Consider the following 16363-nt stretch of genomic DNA (forward strand, 5'->3'; position numbering starts at 1 on the left):
TTGATGTTCAGTAACATCATTTATTCATTGTTAGGCGAAGTGATATTATCCTTCCTTTCCATTTAATCGTTTTCTTTCTTTTAACAGCTCTTCATATCTTTTTTCAAGCTGCTGCTTTTCTTTTCCTTCTGGCGTGATAGAAAGCTCGCTAATCACTTTTGTTAATTCTAATTGAAGCGCAAGTTTCTCCGCTTCACTTTGCTGCTGTGACGCTTTTTTGCTTTTACCCGTGTCTTCAATCGCCGCGAGCTCCGCTTTGGACTGTTTTAACGTACAAACATGCGTCGCAAGCTTTTTAACAAAATAGCGGTCGTGCGTCACAAATAAAATCGTCCCTGGATAAGCTTTTAACACTTCTTGAAGCGCTTCTTTTGTATGAAGATCAAGATAGTTGGTCGGCTCATCTAAAAGAAGAACGTTATAATTTCCTAAAAAGACTTTTGCTAATGCCGTTTTCACTCGTTCTCCTCCGCTTAGCATCTCTACTTTTTTATACACGTCTTCACGTTTGAAAAGCAAACGTGATAGTACCGTACGAATAAATTGTTCGGTGTACGGACTGTCTTCTTTAATGTTTTCTAAAATGCTTTTAGCTACATCTAGATTTTCAAGGCGCTGATGGAAAAAGCCGAGTTTTACAGGCTTCGCAACCGTGATACCTTCTGTTCGCTGCTTAATCATATTCAGCAGCGTAGATTTTCCAGCGCCGTTTTTGCCGACAATCGCTACTTTCGCCCCTGGCTTCACACCGCCTTTTAGATTTCGAAACAAGATATGATTACCAGCTGATGCCGAGACTTTGTCAAAGCTCAGTACCTGCTTGCTGTGTACTTGGTGAAACTGCGACAGGTCAAAATGGATCTCTTCCATTTCTTTTGGCTTTTCTTTTTTCTCCAGCTTTTCAATTCTTGTTTCAATCGCTTTGGCGCTTCTATCTAGCTTCGCTTTTTGTTTTCCTACCGCTCGCTTATGAAGTCTCGCTTCAGAGTTGCCCATGCGGCTCGGCGCTTTTTTAAGCGCCTTTGATTTTTGGCTTTTTTCTTCAGAGGCCAGTTCAAGCCGCTGCTTTTCTTTTACATACTGTTCATATTCAAACTGCTGTCTTTCCACTGCGTGTTTTTTTTGCGTCACATATTCTTGATAATTGCCTTCATAGCAGTGAATTTTGCCGTCTTCTACTTCCCAAATAGACGTACAAAGGCGGTTTAATAATTCTCGGTCATGTGAAATCAGCAGGAGACTGCCTGTAAAAGATTTCATTTCTTCTTCAAATTTCTCTACGCCTTTTACATCTAAGTGGCTCGTTGGCTCATCGGCTGCAAGCAGTTCCGCGCCGGATGAAAGAGCAGCAGCAATTTTCTTTCTTGTTTCTTCTCCTCCGCTAAGAAAGTCGGCTTCAGTTGGCACGTTCCACTGGCTTTTCATCTCAGGAGAAACGTCTCCTGTAGCTTGAACATCAAGCTGAGGAATCAGTGAGGAACGGCCATATGTTTGCACAATTCCTTGATCTGGACTCATTTTTTTCATTAAAATATGAAGCAACGTCGATTTGCCTTCTCCGTTTTTCCCCACAATTCCAATTCGCTCTCCGCGATGTACTTGAAGTTTCTCTGCTTGAAAAAGCAGGCGATCTCCATAGCTTTTTTCAATATTTATAGCTTCTAACAATAACATAAAAAAACCTCCCTAGGATTTCTAGAGAGGATTAGAGGTCATAATTAGGCATACGCAAATATGCACCCTTTTTATAGAGTAAAAAAAGGGAGAAATCACTTCATATAAGACATATAGAAATGGCACCTAAAAATGTACAGACTAATCCTATCTAGACAAATGTTCATTTAAAATAAAGTTTTAAAAGAATGTCTAAAAAAATAGGATTACTTATCCATTGTCTACGGTACCTTTCCTTTCTTAGTATAAAATGACTTGCTTCTTACAGTGTATGATGAAGTTTTTTAATTGTCAATATCGATTTGGATGATATTCCCTACTTTTCCTAAGCACAAAAGATCCTCAGCTGATCTCAGCTGAGGATTCTTTTATTACACGTATTGGTTCACTTTCCCTGTAAAATCAGGCAGCCACTCGCCGTGCGCTTCAATTAAATCATCGCACATACGAATGATGTCATCCATAGATAATTCCGCATTTGTATGAGGATCTAGCATCGCTGCTTGATAGATGTGCTCTCTTTTCCTAGTGACTGCTGCTTCAATTGTTAGTAATTGCGTATTAATATTCGTACGATTTAACGCCGCAAGCTGCTCAGGTAAGTCTCCTACATAAGTCGGCATAATGCCGCTTCGGTCTACAACACATGGAACTTCTACGCACGCTTTTGTCGGCAGGTTACTAATCAAGCCCCCGGTATTTAATACGTTACCGGCAAATTTAAACGGCACGTTTGTCTCCATTGCTTCAATGATTCTAGAGCCGTACTCATGTGAACGTGTATGAGTTAACTGACTGTTGTTAACCATTTCTTCTCTCATTGATTCCCAATTGCTAATTTGCTCTTCGCATCGGCGCGGGTATTCATCAAGAGGGATGTTAAACTGATCAACAAGATTTGGATATTTATGTTTAATAAAGTATGGATGATATTCTGCGTTATGCTCAGACGATTCGGTAATATAATAACCGAACTTATCCATTAGCTCAAAACGCACCATATCGTGATGCTTTGTTCTTTGTTTTTCTTTTGCCAGACGTTTGATTTCTGGGTATAAGTCTTGTCCATCTCTTTTTACTTCTAGCAGCCATGCCATATGGTTAATGCCTGCGATTTTCTCTTGTATTCCTTCATGATCCATTCCGAGAGAATCAAATAAATCTTTTGTACATACTTGGACACTGTGACAAAGGCCTACCGTCTTTACATTGGTATAGCGCAGCATTGCACCCGTTAGTGTTGCCATTGGATTGGTGTAATTTAAAAACAGCGCATCTGGACATACTTCTTCAATATCTTTTGCAAAATCAAACAGGACCGGAATCGTGCGCAGTGATCTGAAGATTCCTCCAATCCCTACTGTATCTCCAATCGTCTGACGCAAGCCGTATTTTTTAGGAATTTCAAAATCAATGACGGTGCTCGGTTTGTAACCGCCTACTTGAATGGCGTTAATCACATACTTGGCTCCTGTTAAAGCTTCTCTGCGGTTCAAATAGGCTTTAACCGTAATATTCACACTATAGTTTTCTTTTAGATTGTTTAGCATATTTTCCGAATCTCTTAAACGCTCAGCATCTATATCGTATAGCGCAAATTCAAAGCCAGCTAAAGCAGGCACAAACATGCAGTCTCCTAAAATATTTTTTGCAAAAACTGTACTTCCCGCTCCGATAAATGTGATTTTAGACATTGTCATCTTCCTTCCTCGTATTGTTTTTATCCTTTTACAGATCCTGATGAAAGCCCTGCAATAAAGTATTTTTGTAGCACTAAAAATAAAATGGTCATTGGAAGCATCGCAATAATCGCAGCTGCTCCTACTAAGCTAAGATTATTTTGATTTTCGGCAAAAAAGCTTGCTAACGTAACGGTTAATGTATGCATTTCCTTATCTTGAAGGAAGAAAATTGCAAACTGATAGTCGTTCCAAATGTAGACGCTGGCAATAATTAAAATGGACGCAGTAACAGGCTTTAGCAGCGGAAATACGATTTTAAAGAAAATCGTTAACGTGCCGGCACCGTCAATTCTTGCTGCTTCCTCGAGCTCTTTAGAAATAGTGGAGCGAATGAAACCCGCATACAAAAAGATTGTTAGCGGCAAAAATGCTGCGACATTATTTAAAATAGCAATTTGGTATGTGTTCATCATCCCCATATTTACAACCATTTTGTACAGGGGAACTAACGCTGTTAAAGGCGGTATTACCATCACGGCGATAAAGATAAAATAGACGTACTTATTTAGTTTCGTTTGGCGGCGCGCTAGAGGATACGCAGCCATTGATCCTAAAAAAATAAGCAGAACCGCCGAAACGAACGTAATGATAAACGTATTCATAAAAGAACTGCCTAAATTCGCTTGCTCCCAAGCCGCTGTGAAATTTTCAAGGTGTATGCTTTTTGGAAATACCCATTTGGAACTAAAATCCCCGGTTGCTTTTAAAGAAGTCGTAACTAGAATATAAAAAGGGACAATATGAACGAGCGTTATACAAAGCGCTAGAAAGGTAAAAAATCGTTTTTTCCGTTTATTTGTATAGTCCATCACGCTTCTGTCTCCTTTCGTTTAAAGTACACAAGTGCTGATAAGCTAATGACTAAGATAATAAGCGCCATGCACACACCTTGAGTTGCTGCATAGCCGGCGTCCTGTCTTCTAAAATATAAGTCATACATAAAAGTAGACATCGACTGCGATGCATCTCCAGGTCCTCCTCCTGTCAGCGCAACAATGACGTCAAACAGTTTTAAACCCCCGATAATATTTAAAACGACGTTAATTGTAATAGAAGGCATGAGCAATGGAAGCGTGATGTTTTTAAACTGCTGAAGAGCAGATGCTCCGTCAAGCTGCGCTGCCTCGTAGTAATCTTTTGAAATACTTTGCAGCCCCGCTAAATAAATAATCATCGCAATTCCAACGAATTGATACGTATTGACGAACACGATAATCCAAGAGTTAAGCTCTGGAGTTCCCAAAGCATTAATCTTCTCAAAGCCTAAAAACACAAGAAGGTCATTTAAAGCGCCTCCTTGGTAGGCAAAAAAGAAGTACCAGATATACCCCATAATAATTGGGCTGATAATAACTGGAAGATAGACAATTGTTCTTGTTACAGCTTTCATTTTAATGCTTTGATTGAGAAGCAAAGCGTATAACAAGCCTATAATATTTTGAAAAATAGTACTGCCTATTCCGTAGAGCAGCGTATTTTTTATCACAAGCCAAGTCGTTGGATCTGCAAGCAAACGTTTATACTGCTGGACCCCAATCCAATCATATGTTTGTGAAAATCCATTCCAATTAGTAAAGGAAAGTCTAATTCCGTTAATAAAGGGATAGATAATAAAAACGGTGATAATTACTAAGCCGGGAAGGTACATCCACCATAAAGAGGACTCTGTTTTTAATTTTTTCTTTCGTTTTTTCGTATCTCTTACTACAGAAACCGGCCCTTTCCTGACTAATTCATTCATCGTGTTCACTCCTATTTCAGCTTGTGTTGAAAAGATGCAGAAGTCTATCTCCCTGCTTCTCGGCGAACAAGGAACTTTTGCACACTATTTTATTGTTTACTGAGACGCTTGTACTCTTTTTCCATCTCTTTTGATAATTGCTTTGGCGTTAAACTTCCCGCTAGCAATTCTTGACCTGTAGAAGACATCACTGCCCACATGCCGCTCGGTAAATACTTCCGGTCGAAGTATGGCTCAACTTTAATATCGCTATACTTATCGTAGTATTTAGAGTAGTAGTTTTGTGTTTTATTGTTTGTCAGAGCCGATGCTGAAGACGTTCCTTCGGCAATCTTTTTGGCAACTTCCGGCTGTGACACAAATTCAATAAATTTCTTGGCTTCTTTAAGGTGCTTAGAATCTTTCCACGCAGCAAGGGTAAAGCGCTCTCCGCCGATCCAGCTTTGCGTACCGCCTTTATGAATAGCAGGCACCGGTACCGTTCCTACTTTTACTTCAGGATTTAATTCTGTTGCATCCGGTCCAAGAGATCCGCCCACAAATGTGAAAGCAATTTTATTTTGAGCCATTAATTCCGTTGCTTGAGATACTTTTGCGGTTAATACATCTTCATTCAGCAGCCCTTTCTTCTTCATTTCTGCCATTGTTTCCGCTAGCGGCGTGTAGTTTGACCAATTAAATGTTCCTTTTTCCAACTGCTTAGCGTAGTTCTTATTTTTTGCTGTAATAAGCTGAGGTGTAGCCAGCTGATCAAACACTTGAGCAATATTGCCGTTTTCCCCTCCTGGAATCCATAGAGGCGCTACTTCTCCTTTGCTCTTCTTTTTTACTGTTTCTAACGCTGTTATAAATTCATCCATTGTGTTAGGAGGCTTTATTCCGTATTTTTCTAACAGCGTCGCATTATAGCTAATTCCGTCTTTTGCTTGATTTAAAGGATACGCATACACTTTGCCGCTTTTATCTTTTAAAATTTGATTTAGCGCCGGATCCAAATGCTGAACCCAATCCATATCTTTTAAATCTGCTACATACTCACTGTAGCGAAGCTGAGACCAGCCGTGCGTATCAAATAAATCAGGCATATCATTTGCACCCATTTTCACACGAAGCATATCTTCATAGCCGTTACCCGGAAAATTTGCATCAATTTTAATATCTGGATTTTGTTTTTCAAATTCTGCAATCGCGTTTTGAAGCGCTTTTCTCTCGCCTTTATTACTCATCGTAGAAAAAAGCGTTAACGTTGTTTTCCCATTTCCGCCTGTTGCCGCTTCTTTATTTCCGCAGCCCGCTGCCACAACAGAAAAGACTAGTAATAGAACGAAAAGATACGTAAGCTTTTTCATTTATCTTTTTTCCTCCTTATACTCTATCAAGACACAAATAACTGAATATTCAGTTATTTATACGTAGACAAATTCATTGCACAACGAAATAAAGTCACTTATAATTTAATCCTATACTTTTACAAAGGTTCAAAGAGTCCTAGAGATGAAAAAGCTTTTTCATTTACATACTTATCTGCCAATAAGTATGTAGTTTCTAGGGCTTTTTAACCTGCTTTTTCTATGGTTTTTTCTATTTTTCTTCCCCCTTATCACTCTTTATGTATGAATTCTTCTTTTCTATCACCCCCTTTCAAGTTATAACTTTTAGGCTACTGTTTTTTGAGTAAGGCTCCGCAGCTTTCACGATAAATTAATTTAGTCGGCACCATGACTTTTAAAGGAACGGACCTGCCGCTTAACCGATCTACTAGCATTTTAACAGCCTGCCTTCCCATTTCTTCCGTATATACTTTAACCGTTGTGAGCGGCGTGCTCGCAAATGCTGCGATATCCACGTCATCAAAGCTTACAATCGCTACGTCTTCAGGAATCTTTATATTTGATTGCTGCAGGGCACGCATTGCTCCTATTGCCATTGCATCACTTGCGATAAAAAATGCCTCAGGAAGATTTCCTTGCTTAATCGCTTGTCCCATCAGCTCATATCCTTCATTCATTGAATATTCACCGACATAAACTTTCTCAGAATCGAACAGGCCTTTTTCATGCATAACGCGTTCAAAAACCGTTTGACGCTGATCTTCAATAATAGAACTTCCGTTGATATAATGTTCTCTTTCTGTCCCTCCGATATAGCCAATTCTTTTATAACCGAGGTCAAATAAATGATTTAATGCATGTTTAGTAGCTTTCTCAAAATCAATCATGACCGAATCGTACAAATCCTCATCCGCTTTGTGATTGATAAAAACAATAGTATCTAAATGATTGCTCACTTCTTGAACCGTTTCTGGACTAACTCTTCCCACTACAATTACTCCATCAAGATCCTGCAGCAGCTCTTCTTGCTTCATGCCTTTTAGTCTAAATGACTTTACTGTAAAAATTTCTTTTTCTGCGCATTGACTTTCTATTCCATGGCGAATAGAAGAAAAAAAAGGGTCTACTAACTCTTCTTCAAGGGATTGAGCAAAAATAATACCTATCTTTGGAGCTTCTATGTCTTTTCCGTTTGCCGTTCCTTTTCGTATCTTCACGGGCGTATATTGCAGTTCCTTGGCTGCATGAAGAATGCGCTCACGAGTAACCTCAGATACAGAAAGCGTATGATCATTATTTAGTACTCTGGATACGGTTGAACTGGAAACATTAGCGTACGCCGCTATATCTTTTAAAGTTGCCATCTTTTTACCTCTCTATTATAATCTTCTATTTTTACTAAATATTTATCTCTTATATTGGAAGAATAGCACATTAATAAAACGCTTTCAATAAATAATTTTAAAATTTCAGTAAATTTATTAAAATATTCCCCAAAATTCTTCATTTCTTTTGTTAGTTCCGCCGTTAAAATGACAAAAATCCGCTATTACTACTTTGTTTTTATCACACCGCACTAAAACTTAAGTAAACTTTTAGTAAATATTAATTTTCATAAGAATTTGTTCATATTTGATATAAAACGGTTTGTTGGGGAAAATAAAAGGAGAAATACTGATAAGGAAAGAGAGAGCATATGATTAGCCAACATTCTTATTTTCAACAATGTCTGCCTGCCCTTCAACAATTACATAATATGAATTTCACGAAAGAACAGCTGTTGCAAAAAGACTTTTTAATCGGTCAAGAAAAGGAACTAAGCATGTACTACTCGCCTCATAACGATTACATAAATCCGGACGCTCATATTATTATTGCGGGCATCACACCAGGGTGGTTTCAAATGAAAACTGCTTTTAAACAATGCGTTTCCAGCCAGTCTCATCATCATCCGCTTGAACAAGTCCTGTACGAAACCAAAAAAGCCGCTAGCTTTAGCGGAACAATGAGAGTAAATTTGATAGACATGTTAGATCAATGCGGAATTGCAAAAGCCATGGGCATTAACGGTGCCGCTGAGTTATTTGCTTCACAGCGAGATATGCTGCATACAACGTCCGTATTAAAGTATCCTGTGTTTTACAAAGGAAAAAACTATACGGGTCATCAGCCGCCAATTGAACGATCAGCACTTCTTTCACACTATGCTTTTGAAGTGTTTCCACAGGAATTGAACGAAATAAAGAATCCGTGCTTAATCGTTCCGCTAGGAAAAGCAGTTGAAAATGTTTTAAGAAAACTTTCAAGTGAATCTTCGCTTTCTCAGCATACGTATTTATTTGGCTTTCCACATCCATCAGGAGCAAACGGACATCGAAAACGAATATTTGAAGAACACCTAAGGGAATTTACGGAAATTGTGGAGGAGTGGGCTGTAAACAGAAGGAGTTGAAAACGACCTTTAGCTCTTTCTGTTTGCAACATCTCCTTCTTTTTCTTCTAGTTCTCGTTCATTTTGCTCTTCATGAAACTCTTCTTCTGTTTGTGCAGCAAGATAGTCAAACGGCGTATAGTAATTACGAGGAAGCTTTCGGTGCCAAACTGTTTTAATAATAATAATCATCAGCGGAATACTCACCGTTAAAATAGCGACTAAAACTAGTAGCGAAAAAATCATAAATTATTTCCTCCTGCTTTATGAACCGTGCCTCCTGAAATAACAAAGCGGATCCCCTACACCCATCCACTTATATTTCATCTACATTCACTGTCATCAGTATACGGGATTCATGAGTAACAAAACCGTTCTTTTCAAAAAAACGTTCTGGTTTGCCTTGGCCTCTTTCAGTAGACACGTAGACTTCTTTCACTTCTTTTTGTATAAGTAACTCGTTAAGGAAAGATAAAAGACTCGTTCCTATGCCAGTTTGCTGAGTGTTGCTTAACACACAAATTTCATTTACATAAAACGTCTTATAGTTCGCCCACTGTTCTTCATTTCCTACTATAAATCCTATGAGTTTATTATTTTTACTGTGGAAGTAACCTATCCCTATGTAACCTGGAGTTTTACTGATATCGTATAAACGAGCATAAGCAGTGTTTATACTCCAAGGCTCATTCCACGGTGACCCACTAAAAACACTTGTATAGATGATTGCTGCTTCTTCTAATTCTTTATCCCTTAGTAAACGAACTTGACTTTTCATCATATTACTCCTTTTCCTATCAACTCTCTTGAAATTCATTTATATATAAAACATTCCAGTTATTGGTTAATTATAACATTTATAGACATAGAACGAATAAATTAGTTATCGTTCTTCACTCTACTAAAAAAAGGAGATCCAATGTTAGGACTCCTTTTCTTAAATCAACTTTATTTCTTTTTACTTGAATTAATAGATGTATCTATAAAATCATTCACATATTCGCTCATTTCTCTGTACTTCGTCCAATGTAAATAGTGATGTCCTTGTAAAACAACTAGCTTTTGCGACGATACGTGACTTAATTGATTTTGGTAAAACGTAATATTTGATTTTCCCTCTTTTGGTTCTTTGTCTACTTTTCTAGTAAAAATCATTACGGGCATCTTTGAAGGAAATGACATATCGACGGTTTTATTTATATTGTTGTTCAGTTCTTTTGCTTCATCGATGACGTTTTTGTTGTAGCCTTTCCAGCTGGAGATTGCTTTTGTCATTTTTAAATTTTTTGTTGTATACGTTCCTTCTTCGGCTAGCGGTAGATACTGATTAGGACTAGTAAGCAGGGCTAAGCGAGCAAGTCCACTTGGCGCTAAAACACTCATCAAACTTGGTATATTCGGCGCTTCTTCTTTAAAATAATCCAGCGCTTTTGGCAGCGTAGGGTCTATTCCAATAATTGCTTTTACTTCATCTGGATATTTATTAGCGTAATACATGCTGTAAACACCAGAAACTGAGTGCGGCATTAATATATACGGGCCTTTTATATCCGATTTTTGCAAAGCTTCTCTCATTTCACTTACACTATTTTCTACCGTTCGTTTTTTATTCGTAATGTCACTCCATCCGTATCCAAATGGTTCTACCACCACGACTTTATTATCCTTTGACAGTTCATTTACTAACGGTTCAAAATCCAGTGCAGGCGCAGTCGTTCCCAAGCCGCTTAGTAGTACAATCGTATTTTCCCCTTTACCTTTTGTATATACATGAATATCTCTGCCATTAACCCCTACTAATTGACCAATAGGCGGATACTTTTTCTTTTCCACTGCCGTCATTACTTGATTCGTTACAACCCAAATGATGCATATCCCCAATATAGCTACTATCACATTTTGTAGAATTCTCAAGAACCTAAACTTTTTTTGCACGTTTACCTCTCCTTTCCGTAAGTAGCAGTTAGTAAGCCAACGAGAATGCTAACGAATCTTTGTAACTGCTTACTTACTATGACGCTTCAGAAAACGTTTAGTTCTATTTCCTATATAAAATTTAAAAGAATGATAGCAGCTTACTTCAGCACTAAACGAAAAAAAGGCCTCTTCTTATGGAAGAGACCTTTTACTATTTATTAAAAAGGGAACAATAAAAACTGTAACTCCTTCACTTGATTCCTAAGCGTATAACTGACGCTACGTTTTTAGCCGTTCTTTCAATATTTTCACCAGCTTTTTCTAGCGCTTCCGGAAGAGTCACTGCCCCAGGCACGACGCTGAATAAAGCAGAAATACCGTGTTCATACACAGCTTCGCTTCCCGCTCCAATGCTTCCTGCTATTGCGATCACGGGAACGCTATGCTTTTTTGCTGTTTTGGCTACGCCGATGGGTGTTTTTCCGTAAATGGTTTGACCATCTATTCTTCCTTCACCAGTAATGACAAGATCGGCATTTTTAATATAGCTTTCTAACTGAGTTGCTTCAATGACAATGTCTACACCTGGCTTTAACTCCGCAGATAAAAATGCCAGCAGGCCGCCGCCAAGCCCTCCTGCCGCTCCCGCACCAGGAACGTTCTGAATATGAATATCCATTTCTTTTTCAATAACCGCTGCGTAATGAGCTAGATTACGGTCAAGCTGTTTAACCATATCAGGAGTTGCACCTTTTTGAGGGCCAAATACCGCAGATGCTCCGGTTGCACCCGTTAACGGATTGTCTACGTCGCACGCAACTTCTACTTTGACTTCAGCAAGCCGAGAATCGAAGTTTGTAAGATCAATAGCAGCTAACTGGTTTAAACTGCCGCCTCCTTCTTTTATTTCTGCTCCGTTAGTATTAAGAAGCTTTGCCCCTAAAGCTTTTACCATACCGGCTCCTCCATCATTTGTAGCACTTCCTCCGATGCCAATAATGATATGCTTTACTTTTTGATCTAATGCTTTAAGAATGAGCTCCCCGGTTCCTCGCGTTGTAGTTATAAGCGGATTGCGTTCATCCATAGGAACTTGATGAAGACCTGAAGCGGCTGCCATTTCAATAACAGCCGTTTTGCCGTCTCCAAGAATTCCGTAAAAAGCTTCCACCTCTTTACCTAAAGGTCCGGTTACCTTAGCTTGTATAATTTGTCCGCCCGTCGCGTCCACAAGCGACTGAACGGTCCCTTCTCCACCGTCTGCCATAGGTACTTTGCTAATCTCCGCGTTGGGAAAATGAGTTTTTATTCCTTTTTCCAGGGCTTCACAGACGTGCAGAGCCGTTAAGCTTTCTTTAAATGAATCTGGCGCAATTACAATTTTCATCCGCAAACACTCCTTTTATTTTTAGCCGTATAGCTTTAATACACCAAATATAAGCGTGGATACAATTGCCATGATGAGTCCAATAAGCGATTCGTACGGTATTAATTTTAAGCGTTCTTTTATTTTCATATTTACACTTCCACCCGTTGCGTGAAAAAAGCTTCCGTGCGGAAGGTGATCAAGTACGGTCGCTCCGGCATGAACCATAGCAGCTCCGGCCAAAGCAGAAACGCCTAGCTCTAAAATTGTCGATCCAAAAACTTGGCTTGCGACTGCGGTTCCTGCAGTTGTCGAAGCGGTTGCCGCTGACATAAAAATACCTGAAACCGGAGCTAAAACATAAGCTGGCAATCCAATGGCAGACAAGCCTTGAATAATAACGTCTTTTAGCTGGGAGTTAGCAATAATTCCTGCTAGTGTCCCCGTTCCAAGCAGCATAATGGCTACACCTGACATTTTCCCTAATCCAGAAATAGCATATGTATTAAGCTGTTTTCCTTTTTTCATCACAATGGCACCAACAATTCCTCCTGCGGGAAGCGCAACCATTGGATCAATATTAAGGCCAAAAAGCGGTCGCAGTGCCAGCAGCACGATGGTAACAATTGGTGCTATGATAGCCGTTAAAAACAGCGGCAAGCTGCTTGCATCCACTGTATCTATTTCTTCAGCTTCAACCATTGTTCCTTTTTTCACCAATCGTTTGGCTATTAGATAAGTGACCGCTACGCCAAATACAGCGGGAATAATTCCTGCAGCCATCACGGATGTAAGTGGAATATTGAATGCGTCCGAAGCAGCAATAGCGTTAGGATTAGGAGACATTAAATTTCCTGCCTTTCCTCCTCCAATCATTGCTAGTAAAATAGCAGGCTTTGACATACCCGTACGTTTAGCAATGGCTAAAGCAATAGGCGCCACTGTGATCACAGCCACATCAACAAACACACCTACTGTCGTAAGAATGAGTGTGGCTAGCGCTAGAGCTAAAAGCGCTTTTGTTTCCCCTAGTTTTTTTACAATGGTTTCTGCTATAACCGCTGCTGCACCTGATTCTATTAATACCCCGGCCAATATACCAGCTGCAAGAATTCGCAGCACTGCGGGAATGATGCCTTGTGCCCCTTCAATCATTAAAGTAACGGTATCAGCAATATTAACTCCGCCAATCAGTCCTCCAATTAAAGCTCCGGCTATCATTCCGTATGCAGGAGCCACTTTCTTTAAGATTAATATAATGGCAATTACTAATGCACAAATCGCGCCTAATGCGCTTACTTGAACGTCCATAAAGCATCCCCTTTCTTGTTTCTTCTATCCCCAACGCTAATTGTAAGCGCTACCTTCAATTCTTTCATTAGTCACTTCAACAAAAAAAGACCTTGCTATCGCAAGATCTTTTATGCACGTGCACAATTATGAAATTTTAGATAACAGTAGCGCTACATACAGTTCGAGGAGGTCTTTTACTTTCCTTGGATCTTTTCCCGTGATGCTTTGGATTTTATCTAGACGGTAGCTTAGCGTATTTCGATGTATAAAAAGCTTTTTAGCTGCCGTGCTTCCTTCGCCATTTTCTTCTATGTAGACCGTTAACGTTTCGATAAGTTCTTTTTTCTTATCATATTCCTTTAGCTTTTTATAGTGATCCAACAGATCATGATTTTCTTGAAAACCGACGCGTTGACGTAACAGTACGGGAATTTGATAATCCGCATAGCAGTAGAAATCAGCTTCTGGATGAAGCTTTGAACCGACCGCAAGCGTATCTTTTGCCTGCTGATAAGATACATGAAGGCCTTTAAAATCAGCTTGAAAAGATCCTGCCGCTAACTTACACACCATCCCAGACGCCCGAAGCTGTTTTTCCAGCTGTTCCGCATAGCTGCTAGCGCTGCCTGTTTCTGTAGATTTTAATATGACCACTCCGTCTGGAAGCATAGCGTATAAGTCATTATTAGCTATGTATTTCTTTACAAGCTTCATAACTTCATGGCGATTGTCAGCTGTAACAATCACTGCCACTCGTGGAAGGTATAAATTAATATCAAAGCGATTCGCCCGGTCAAAAAATAAAGAGTCAAACGGATCTTCTTGTTGAAGAAGCTGATGAACCAGCTCTTCTTTTAATCGTTCATCCCATTGAATTTCCTCTATTAAAATCATTTCTTGAAAAATCATTTCAGCCGCCATGCGCACAAGCTCTCCGTAATTACGAATTTGTTCTGGCAGTCCTGTTAACCCCACGACTCCAACAATTTCTCCGTTAAAGAAAATAGGCAAATTCACGCCCGGTTTGGCCCCTCGCAGCGAGTCAGCCTGCTGCTGAGTGATTTCGTAGGAACTGCCGCTTTTTAATACCATTAGCGCTCCTTCGTGGATTTGATTCATTCGATTTTTGTCACCCGAACCAATAATGACTCCTTTTTCGTTCATTACGTTAATGTTGCAATCAATAATCTCCATCGTTCTACACACAATTTTCTGAGCTAATTCTTTTGTTACGTATCTCAAGCCTGCTCCTCTCTTTCTTTACATTCCCATCTTTTTAGTTTCTTTATCAAAGTAGAATGATCGATACCTAATTCTTTCGCTGCTTGCCGGAGTGATGAACAATGTTGGATAGTTTCTTTAACGAGCCGCTGTTCAAACTGCTCCACTTTCTTTTTTAGAGGTAAATAATCACATTTTTCATCTTCATTATAAGTATGAAAAGGTAAATGATGGGCTTCAATTATTTCACCAGGAATAGACACAATCATATTCTCAACCATATTTCGAAGCTCTCTTACATTTCCCGGCCATTGGTACGCTTCTAGCATTTGCTTCGCTTTATTTGATATGCGCTTTTGGACGTAATACAAGCTGCAAAAGTAGGAAACGTAATGATCAACGAGTAAACTAATATCCTCTTTACGTTGAGATAAATGCGGAAGGGTGATTTCAACTACCTTTAAACGATAGTATAAATCTTCACGGAACCTCCCCTTTTTAATAAGCTCTCCTAGATGTTGATTTGTTGCCGAAATGATTCGTATATCGATACTTTTTGTTTTAGTTCCTCCAATTTTCTGTACCTGCTTTTCCTGTAACACTCGAAGCAGTTTTACTTGCAAAGAAATTGGCATTTCACCAATTTCATCAAGCATCAAGGTTCCGCCATCAGCGAGTTCTAACAGTCCTATTTTCCCTTCTGTTCTAGCGCCAGTAAAAGCTCCCTTTTCATAGCCGAATAACTCTGATTCTAGCAACGGTTCAGGAATGGCTCCGCAGTTCACTTTAATGAAGGGCTGATTGTTTCTATCGCTTGAATCATGAATAAGATTAGCGACTACTTCTTTTCCCGATCCTGAGGGACCTGATAGAAGAATACTTGTAGGAAACGGAGCTACTCGTTTGGCTTGCTGATAAACCAAGTTCATCCTATTGCTTTGAAACACTAGGGGCTGTTCCGACCCATTCACTTTTACAGCGTATTTATTTGCATTCATATGTGAAAACTCTTTTACCTTTAACAGCTCTTTTTTAACTGCGTTTAACTGTGTAATATCCTGTACAGTGGTAACAACGAGCTCTATTTCACCTGGTTTGTTAAACACTGGATTTCCTGTTACCATAACGTCTCTTCCGCTTGAAATCGTTTGCATAATAGAGCGCCGTTTTTTTCTTCTAACACAAGTAGGGAAACAGATTGATCAATATATCCTTCATCTATAACGGTTTGCATATGCTTTCCTAATACGTTTTGTTTATTGGTTCCTGTGATTTTTTCATAACCTTCATTTACATATATCGTTATTCCCTTTTTATTTACTACATATATTCCGTCCGTAGAGAATTCAATAATGGCCTGTAACGTTTCGTTCGTCAAATCTTTTTTTTCTTTAAAAGAAGTCATTATTTCATATTCCTTTCTTATGGTGAATTTCCGCCAATATACGGTGAAACTTTTCACCACTATCCATTCAATGTACAATAGGATTTTTCCTTCTAAAAGCGGTGAATACTTTCAGCACATGGTTATAAAACTCCAAGGAAAACTGGCGTAATATTTACTTTCTGAATAATGGCATAGAAATTGCAGTTTAGTATGTTGAAAGAACAGGAGAGAGTCTCTCCCCCTTCTAAAAAGGATTATTC

15 protein-coding genes are annotated in these 16363 nt (G+C 39.1%); 1 reads left to right on the top strand and 14 read right to left on the bottom strand.

Translation table 11 applies throughout. From position 1 onward, the window contains the following. Positions 1-45 precede the first annotated feature (45 nt). The 6 genes from abc-f to BG04_RS25795 all read right to left on the bottom strand — a co-directional run bounded on the left by abc-f (position 46) and on the right by BG04_RS25795 (position 7852). Positions 46-1674, bottom strand: coding sequence for a ribosomal protection-like ABC-F family protein (gene abc-f, locus BG04_RS25770; protein ID WP_034651263.1), 1629 nt, complete (start codon positions 1672-1674; stop codon positions 46-48). A gap of 371 nt (positions 1675-2045) precedes the next feature. Continuing rightward, positions 2046-3368: an alpha-glucosidase/alpha-galactosidase gene (gene melA, locus BG04_RS25775; RefSeq protein ID WP_034651260.1), complete on the bottom strand. Its 1323-nt coding sequence runs from the start codon at positions 3366-3368 to the stop codon at positions 2046-2048. A 26-nt stretch (positions 3369-3394) separates the two neighbouring features. Next, positions 3395-4225, bottom strand: a complete 831-nt coding sequence (locus tag BG04_RS25780) for a carbohydrate ABC transporter permease (RefSeq protein ID WP_034651257.1) — start codon at positions 4223-4225, stop codon at positions 3395-3397. Next, positions 4225-5157, bottom strand: coding sequence for a carbohydrate ABC transporter permease (locus BG04_RS25785; RefSeq protein ID WP_034651254.1), 933 nt, complete (start codon positions 5155-5157; stop codon positions 4225-4227). Before BG04_RS25785 ends, BG04_RS25780 begins: the two co-directional genes overlap by 1 nt. Positions 5158-5246: 89 nt before the next feature. Next, complete coding sequence (locus BG04_RS25790; RefSeq protein WP_034651251.1) at positions 5247-6506, bottom strand: ABC transporter substrate-binding protein; 1260 nt, start codon at positions 6504-6506, stop codon at positions 5247-5249. A 311-nt stretch (positions 6507-6817) separates the two neighbouring features. Then, entirely contained in the window at positions 6818-7852 is a 1035-nt protein-coding gene (locus tag BG04_RS25795; RefSeq protein WP_034651249.1) for a LacI family DNA-binding transcriptional regulator, read from the bottom strand. Between the two features lie 332 nt (positions 7853-8184). Between BG04_RS25795 and BG04_RS25800 the strand changes: the two genes are divergently transcribed. Beyond that, positions 8185-8940, top strand: a complete 756-nt coding sequence (locus BG04_RS25800) for a uracil-DNA glycosylase family protein (RefSeq protein WP_034651247.1) — start codon at positions 8185-8187, stop codon at positions 8938-8940. Between the two features lie 9 nt (positions 8941-8949). On the opposite strand, the gene BG04_RS25805 is transcribed toward BG04_RS25800, so the two are convergent. From BG04_RS25805 to BG04_RS31555, 8 genes are all read right to left on the bottom strand, one after another. Continuing rightward, positions 8950-9165 (bottom strand): DUF3951 domain-containing protein, encoded by a 216-nt coding sequence (locus BG04_RS25805; protein WP_034651244.1) that lies wholly within the window; start codon positions 9163-9165, stop codon positions 8950-8952. 70 nt (positions 9166-9235) lie between these two features. Next, complete coding sequence (locus BG04_RS25810; RefSeq protein ID WP_236702272.1) at positions 9236-9700, bottom strand: GNAT family N-acetyltransferase; 465 nt, start codon at positions 9698-9700, stop codon at positions 9236-9238. Positions 9701-9867: 167 nt separating this feature from the next. Next, on the bottom strand, positions 9868-10761 hold the full coding sequence (locus BG04_RS25815; RefSeq protein ID WP_034655103.1) for an alpha/beta fold hydrolase: 894 nt from the start codon (positions 10759-10761) through the stop codon (positions 9868-9870). A 325-nt stretch (positions 10762-11086) separates the two neighbouring features. Then, positions 11087-12223, bottom strand: a complete 1137-nt coding sequence (locus BG04_RS25820; protein WP_034651238.1) for a glycerate kinase — start codon at positions 12221-12223, stop codon at positions 11087-11089. Positions 12224-12244: 21 nt separating this feature from the next. Then, positions 12245-13513: a GntP family permease gene (locus tag BG04_RS25825; protein WP_034651235.1), complete on the bottom strand. Its 1269-nt coding sequence runs from the start codon at positions 13511-13513 to the stop codon at positions 12245-12247. Between the two features lie 126 nt (positions 13514-13639). Then, a complete protein-coding gene (locus BG04_RS25830) occupies positions 13640-14737 on the bottom strand; it encodes a sugar diacid recognition domain-containing protein (protein WP_034651233.1) in 1098 nt (365 codons plus the stop codon). Next, positions 14734-15870: a sigma-54 interaction domain-containing protein gene (locus tag BG04_RS25835; RefSeq protein ID WP_236702273.1), complete on the bottom strand. Its 1137-nt coding sequence runs from the start codon at positions 15868-15870 to the stop codon at positions 14734-14736. The genes BG04_RS25830 and BG04_RS25835 overlap by 4 nt, the downstream gene beginning before the upstream one ends. Continuing rightward, positions 15834-16121 (bottom strand): PAS domain S-box protein, encoded by a 288-nt coding sequence (locus BG04_RS31555; protein WP_052490709.1) that lies wholly within the window; start codon positions 16119-16121, stop codon positions 15834-15836. The genes BG04_RS25835 and BG04_RS31555 overlap by 37 nt, the downstream gene beginning before the upstream one ends. Positions 16122-16363 lie beyond the last annotated feature (242 nt).

Source organism: Priestia megaterium NBRC 15308 = ATCC 14581 (genome assembly GCF_000832985.1).
Taxonomy (GTDB): Bacteria; Bacillota; Bacilli; order Bacillales; family Bacillaceae_H; genus Priestia; species Priestia megaterium.